Raw genomic sequence first — 6533 nt, 5'->3', positions numbered from 1 at the left:
AGAACGTCTGGGCGTCCTCGTGTTGGTGCGCCAGAGGCACCACTAGGGACAAAGCGCCCATCTAAACCTCGCAATAGGTTGGTGATTTCTTGGGTGGTTTGTTGCAGGGAAGGCAGGAGGGAGTTGCGTATCCACTCCAGTTCTTTTTGCGTGGCAGTGCCTACCCCACCCCAACCCGGTTGGTTAACGGGGAGGGGGCAAGAGGGGGTGAATAGGGGGGTGGCATCACTTAAATCAACCCCACCCCAAGCTTCTCCATTAGCGAGGGGGGGGTAAGAGGGAGTGGAAAGAGAGGCGGCGATAAACAGATATTCCACCAAGTTAGCTGCTTGTTGTTCTAATGCTTCAACTGCATCACCGGCAGTTCGATAGGCTGCAATTGTATGCTCTTTGCCTCCCCTGTGAACGGGGGGGGTAGGGGGGGGTTCCGCGCTGCTAGGAAGCGGTTGAGCGGGATCGGCTGTTAAGGGGTCGAAATCTAAACCCCAATCTTGGGCGATCGCGCGGGTTAAGCCAATCCGATGAGTACCGGGATGACGAGCGATCGCTACTATTAAATCTCTGAGTTGTCGCCCCTGCGGACATTGCCCAAAAATGTGCAAACCATCTCGAATTTGAGCCTCTTTCAATTCGCACAGATACCCATCAGCGCGAGTAAGGAAATTTTGGATTTCCTCACCCCTGTTGTTAAGAGTTTCTAACCCTAAATCCTGATGGAGGTTTTCTTCAAGGATTAGCTGAGTGATGCGATCGCTTATCACTGGCAGGCGCGACGGATCTAAACTCTGGGCTTCATAATACTCGTCAATTAATCCTTCCAATTGTTGCAAAGAACCATAAAGTTCAGCGCGAGTCATCGGCGGCGTTAAATGGTCAATAATTACCGCTTGGGCGCGACGTTTAGCTTGCGAACCTTCGCCAGGGTCATTGACAATAAAAGGATAAAGATGAGGTAATGCGCCAAAAGCAACCTCTGGATAACAATTTTCAGAGAGTGCCACACTTTTACCCGGCAACCATTCCAAATTCCCATGTTTCCCCACATGAATGATTGCATCAGCCCCAAAATGTTGCCGCACCCAATAGTAGAAAGCAAGATAACTATGAGGCGGTTCCAAATCCGGGGCGTGATAATTCAAACTAGGGTCAATATCGTAACCCCGCGCTGGTTGAATCCCTACAAACACATTACCCAGATAAATACCAGGAATCGGGAATTCAGAAACAGAACCAGTTAACTCAATAAATCTCTCTTCCCTCTCTTCCTTCGCGTTCTTAGCGTCTAAAGCGCTAACGCGCATGGCTTTGCTAGTGCGGTTCATCTCCAAAACCGAACTCCAGCGAGCGCATATTCCCTTCTGCACGCCCACTGGCAACGTCGCAAAATACTCCTGATACTCTTCCCCACAGACAAATTGCCCGACTGGGCGCAATTCCCCCTCCGGATCGTTCGTCACCCCAGCCGTTAAACGCCCAATCAATTCATCTCCCGTTGCTGGAATATCTTCAACCTGATACCCAGCCAACTGCAACGCCTTGAGGATTTCTACACAACTTGCTGGGGTATCCAACCCAACACCATTGGCAAGACGCCCATCTCGGTTGGGATAATTAGCCAAAATTAGGGCAATTCGCCGCTCAGATGGTGGAGTTTGGCGTAGTTTTACCCAATTAGAGGCTAAGTCAGCAACAAACTCAATGCGATCGCGTACTGGCTCATAAACCACCACATCCGTTTCCAACTGAGGATTCCGGGTTTGCACCGCCTTAAACGAAACCGCACGGCTAATAATCCGCCCATCCACTTCTGGTAGCGCTACATTCATCGCCATATCCCGTGGCGATAGCCCCTGAAACCCAGATTCCCATTGTTCCACCGTGCCACCGCTGAGGATTACCTGCAACACTGGTACATCTAAGGTACTGAGTGCTAATGGCTCATCGCTCATCGCTAATTTTTGACCATTCGCGCTTGGCAATGAGCTAATCGCAAAGCTGGTGGTACTCAGCAAAACCTGTATGGGTTCTGCATCTTTAGGTTGGAGTTGTTGCAACACTTCTTCCTGCACATCTGGATCTCGCAGGGAAGAGACAAAAACGGGGACGGGTTCTAATTTTCGGGCGGCTAATGCTTGGCAAAGAGCATCAATGACTGCTGTATTTCCAGCTAAATAATGAGCGCGATAGAACAAAATTCCAACTTTTGGCTTTAATTTCTCCTTCAACCCCTCTCCAGCAAGGAGAGAGGCGTCATTCTCCCCCTGCCCTCGTAGGGAAGGGGGCTGGGGGGTTAGGTTTTTCTGATTGTCTTCCTCATCCCTCATTTCCCATTGATAAAGCCCCACGCGAGGAACTTCTTGCGGTGCTGGGGGATTGTAGCTACCTTCTAGACAAACATCAGCAATAAATTTTAGGGCGTTGGCGAAATTTTCCCCGCCCCCTTCGATGAGGTAGCGCCACAACTGGTTCACAACTGATAGAGAAACACTAGAATGACTGATTAAATCAGGATCTGGGCGATCGTCTCCTGGCAGGACAATCAATGCTGCACCCGTTCGCTGCACTGTCTCGCGTACTACTTCTAACCCGTAAGACCAGTAAGAACGTCCTCCCAGTAGCCGTAGAATAATTACCTGTGCCTGCTCTAGCACTTCCTCAGCGTAAGTATCAATACTGAGCTGTTGCTGCAACTGCAAGAGATTGACGACTCGTAGCGCTGGAAATCCCTCTGGCAATTTGGATACTGCTGCGGCGAGAGTTTGAATATCGGTGTCAGCTGCGGTGAGAAGGACGATCGGGGCAGGGGTTTGTTCGATAAAAATGACGCCTTCAGCGTCAGGATTCCATCCCCCAGGAGTAGCGGCTAGACGATGCATAATAGCGATTTTAGATTTTAGATTGGCTCTTGAGATTCGCTCTTGCCAAGGTATGACTTTCTCATACTTGGCTGAAAGTGGATTGCTCAAAGCTCATGGTTCGTTGTTCAATGTTCATGGCATTTGACGATAAACCATGAACCAAAATTCCCAAGGATTAAACGCGCTGAGTCAAGGTCTGATTGTATCTTGTCAGGCTCCGGTTGACTCGCCTTTACATGAGCCATCGGCGATCGCCGCGATCGCGCAAGCCGCTATCCTTAACGGAGCCGTCTGTGTCAGAATTGATACACCCGCTCATGTAAAAGCAGTCCGGGAACGGGTAAAAGCACCGATTATCGGGCTGTGGAAACAACAGATACCGGGGTACGAAGTCTATATTACGCCGCAGTTTGAACACGCGGAAGCGATCGCTCAAGCCGGTGCGGACATTATTGCCATTGACGCTACTTTACGCGATCGCCCAGGCGCGGAAACAGTAGAAACACTCATTTCCCGGATTCACGATGAATTAGGCAAGCCGGTGATGGCTGATGTGGATACGATAGAGAGCGCGATCGCGGCGGCGGCGGCTGGTGCAGACATTGTCGGTACCACGCTCTATGGCTACACTGCCCAAACAAAAAATCTGGCTCCTCCCGGCTTCGATCTTCTCGCCCAAATAGTCGAACAGCTAAGCGTTCCAGCAATTTGTGAAGGTGGCATTGCCTCACCGCAGCAAGCTAAACACGCCTTGGAATTAGGAGCTTATGCTGTTGTCGTCGGTACCGCCATTACAGGTATAGATTACAACGTAAAAATGTACCGTGCTGCTTTCCCAAGTCTCGAAAAATCATAATTTTTAGCTAAAAACAATTGTGATAATTAAAACTTTGGCTACTTAATCATCAGTATTTCTCGTGAAACAGCAGTTTTTTTCTAGATTTAGTCTCAGCACGTAGGTAATTATTGGGATATACTTCTTTAGGTAGAGGCATACAAAGATTGCTCTAGTTATCTTTGTGGTCTAAAAAATTGTGAATGTGCCAGGGCGCTACCTAGGGTAATTTTTATGCACGCTTTACCACGAGTTATCAGGAAAACCGGCTTTTTATGGGCGTTGGTTGCAGTAGGTGCATTTCAGGGATTGCTGATTACCTGGATGCTGCCAACCCAAAGTTTGAACTTTAACAATCCGCCCCAATCGGTGCGTGCGGGAAATCGGTAGTTAAGTGCAAAAACAAAAATACCCTCGATGCCTCGAAGGTATAACCAGAAAAAGTATTTTAGGTAGATTTGGCGGCACCCGCGCAACAACTAAGTCGCCGCCAGTTGACGCCGCTTCACAATCACCATCGTGTTTCCCACGACTGGACTACGCGCTAGCACGTCGCCTTGAGAATCGGCGATTTGTAGCTTGCTGAAGTCGAGTTCCCTAGCACGTTGCAACATTTCAGCAGCTAATTTGTCCTGCTTAGAGACAGAGAGATTGTACCAAGCATCTCCTACCTTCACGATTAGCAAACTGCCTGGAAAGTTAGCTTCAATCGACTGAATCAGCCCATTTTCATATTGGCTGGTAATTTCAGTGACTCGATTTTGGATAGAGGCAATCAGGTTTTGCTCTGGAGTCAGCACTGGGGGAGGCGGCGTCACCGTTTCCACGGGTTCCGGTGCTTCAGGCGCTTTTAATTCCGGTGGAGTGGTAATTTGTGAAGTCGGAAGATTCGCCACGTCAGTCGGAGGCTTCCCAGGTATTAGGGCGGCTGTTGTCCAGAGTACTACGAGAAGAACGCCTGCGATCGCGCCCGACAAAGCCGTATTCGACAGCTTTTGACTGATTGATTCCGGCAGAATTGAGCGGATTCTCGCCAGCGTCGCATTCCACAACATCACAAAGCGCATCCAACTCTGACGGAACCTCTCTAGAGGACTCGGCGTCGGTGGCAAAGGCACCACCTCAGCAGGAGGTGTCTCTGGTGCTGGCGTGTCCGCAGAGGTTTCCAGGGCTGACGTCTCTGTAGCCAATGCTGGTGCTTCTGGCGTTACTTCTGGCGTTACTTCTGGCGTCAGCTCTGTCACCCCCTCAGTAGGTTGAAATACCACCTTTTCCGGAGGAGAAGGAGTCCTTGAGGGTAACTGTTCGGTAGGTTCTGCCTCCAGTTTTTCGACAACCCCTTCCAGTAGCTGAATTGTGCCACGCAGAGTTTTAAGGCTTTGCACTTTCAGAACGGGTTGGAATCTAGCCCAAATTTGCTGGAGGGCTTTTCCCGATTGGCTTTTTGCCCCCGTGGGCGTCGGCGTTTGGGGTGCCGGTTTAGCTGAAGAAGTTGGCTGTTTCGGTTGATCTTCTGGCATCGAATTTCCCCTGAGGGCAGTGCAAATAGGTGCAATTACGGTAAATTTTTACCGAATGCTGCCTTCACAGCCCTAATCTACCACTTTGCTATTCTGCTTTAATCGACTTGCGCCCAACTTACGTAACTCTTAATCAAGTAATCCATGCCCCTTAAACGCCGTGACTTTCTAATTTTAAGTAGCCTCAGTGGCTTCGGCTTAGCTTTTTTGGTCAGAAAATTCCGCAGCCAAATCGCTCAGAGTCAGGATATCAACCCAGGAGAGACTTCCAAAACCTCCCCTTCCTCCAACTTAGGCTTCAAATCGACAACGGTTAGTTCATCACAATCCCCTCTCCTGCGCTTTGTCTCCGTCGCTGACACCGGCACTGGTTCGGCAAGCCAGTATGCTGTAGCAGCGTCAATGGCTCGTTACCACGCGCTAAAGCCCTTTGATTTAGCAATTCTTGCGGGTGACAATATTTACAACAACGGTGAAATCGAGAAAATTGTCGATGTCTTTGAGCGCCCCTATCAAGCTTTATTGCGGCGCGGAGTAAAATTTCAGGCGGTTCTTGGCAATCACGACATCCGCACCGATAACGGAGAACCCCAAGTGCGCTATCCAGGCTTTAATATGCAGGGACGACGCTACTACACATTCCGCCGCAACCCCGTACAATTTTTTGCTTTAGATACTAATGAGAATGCTGACTGGGAAACTCAACTAAAATGGTTAGAAAAAGAACTCACTCGCAGTAATGCCCCTTGGAAAGTAGTTGTTGGTCATCACCAGATTTATTCATCGGGTGCATACGGGGTTAATCAACCCTTTATACAAACCTTGACGCCACTATTTAAAAAGTACGGAGTGCAACTTTACATCAACGGTCACGACCACCATTATGAGCGCACTCAGCCCATCAATGGTACTACCTACCTCATCTGTGGGGCAGGGGCAGGACTCCGCCCGGTGGAACGTTCAGAATGGACGGCGCATTGTACTAGTCAATTGAGTTTTGCGGCACTTAATGTATATGCAGACAGAATAATCATTAGCGGTATCGGCACCGATAACCGCATTTTCGACCAAGGCATCATTCCGCTGCACTCAGCCTGATTCAAACTATGAAAGTCAAGCGCTTGAAAGTAAAATACCTGTTGTGTACTACTTTCCCAATCTTGTCATATATGAGCAGCTAGATGTCGATGGGCAACAGAGCCTTTATCCCAGATTCCGCAGGTTGCTGGTAGAGTCAGAGGTATTTTTAAGCAATGACTCAACAGCCCACCAACATCCAAGTCAAAGATATCGATCATTTAGGCATCGTGGCAGGCATCA

Annotated in this window: 5 protein-coding genes; 3 read left to right on the top strand and 2 right to left on the bottom strand. The window is 49.2% G+C overall.

Going from position 1 to position 6533, the window contains the following annotated elements; translation table 11 throughout:
- A partial coding sequence (cobN, locus tag H6F50_RS03180) for a cobaltochelatase subunit CobN (RefSeq protein ID WP_190426249.1) occupies positions 1-2876 on the bottom strand: 2876 nt, incomplete at its 3' end.
- 136 nt (positions 2877-3012) lie between these two features.
- Between cobN and H6F50_RS03175 the strand changes: the two genes are divergently transcribed.
- A complete protein-coding gene (locus H6F50_RS03175) occupies positions 3013-3714 on the top strand; it encodes an N-acetylmannosamine-6-phosphate 2-epimerase (protein WP_190426246.1) in 702 nt (233 codons plus the stop codon).
- 213 nt (positions 3715-3927) lie between these two features.
- Positions 3928-4083, top strand: coding sequence for a hypothetical protein (locus tag H6F50_RS03170; protein WP_190415069.1), 156 nt, complete (start codon positions 3928-3930; stop codon positions 4081-4083).
- An 89-nt stretch (positions 4084-4172) separates the two neighbouring features.
- Here the strand turns inward: H6F50_RS03170 and H6F50_RS03165 are convergent, their stop codons facing one another.
- The gene (locus H6F50_RS03165; RefSeq protein ID WP_190426243.1) at positions 4173-5213 is read right to left on the bottom strand and encodes a hypothetical protein; all 1041 of its coding nucleotides are present in this window, start codon (positions 5211-5213) and stop codon (positions 4173-4175) included.
- Between the two features lie 144 nt (positions 5214-5357).
- Between H6F50_RS03165 and H6F50_RS03160 the strand changes: the two genes are divergently transcribed.
- A complete protein-coding gene (locus tag H6F50_RS03160) occupies positions 5358-6311 on the top strand; it encodes a metallophosphoesterase (protein ID WP_190426240.1) in 954 nt (317 codons plus the stop codon).
- The last annotated feature ends 222 nt before the right edge of the window (positions 6312-6533 follow it).

This window comes from Coleofasciculus sp. FACHB-712 (assembly GCF_014695635.1).
In the GTDB taxonomy this organism is placed as follows: Bacteria; Cyanobacteriota; Cyanobacteriia; order Cyanobacteriales; family FACHB-T130; genus FACHB-T130.
The sequence above is the reverse complement of the archived record's forward strand: the minus strand, read 5'-3'. Positions and strand labels throughout refer to the sequence as shown.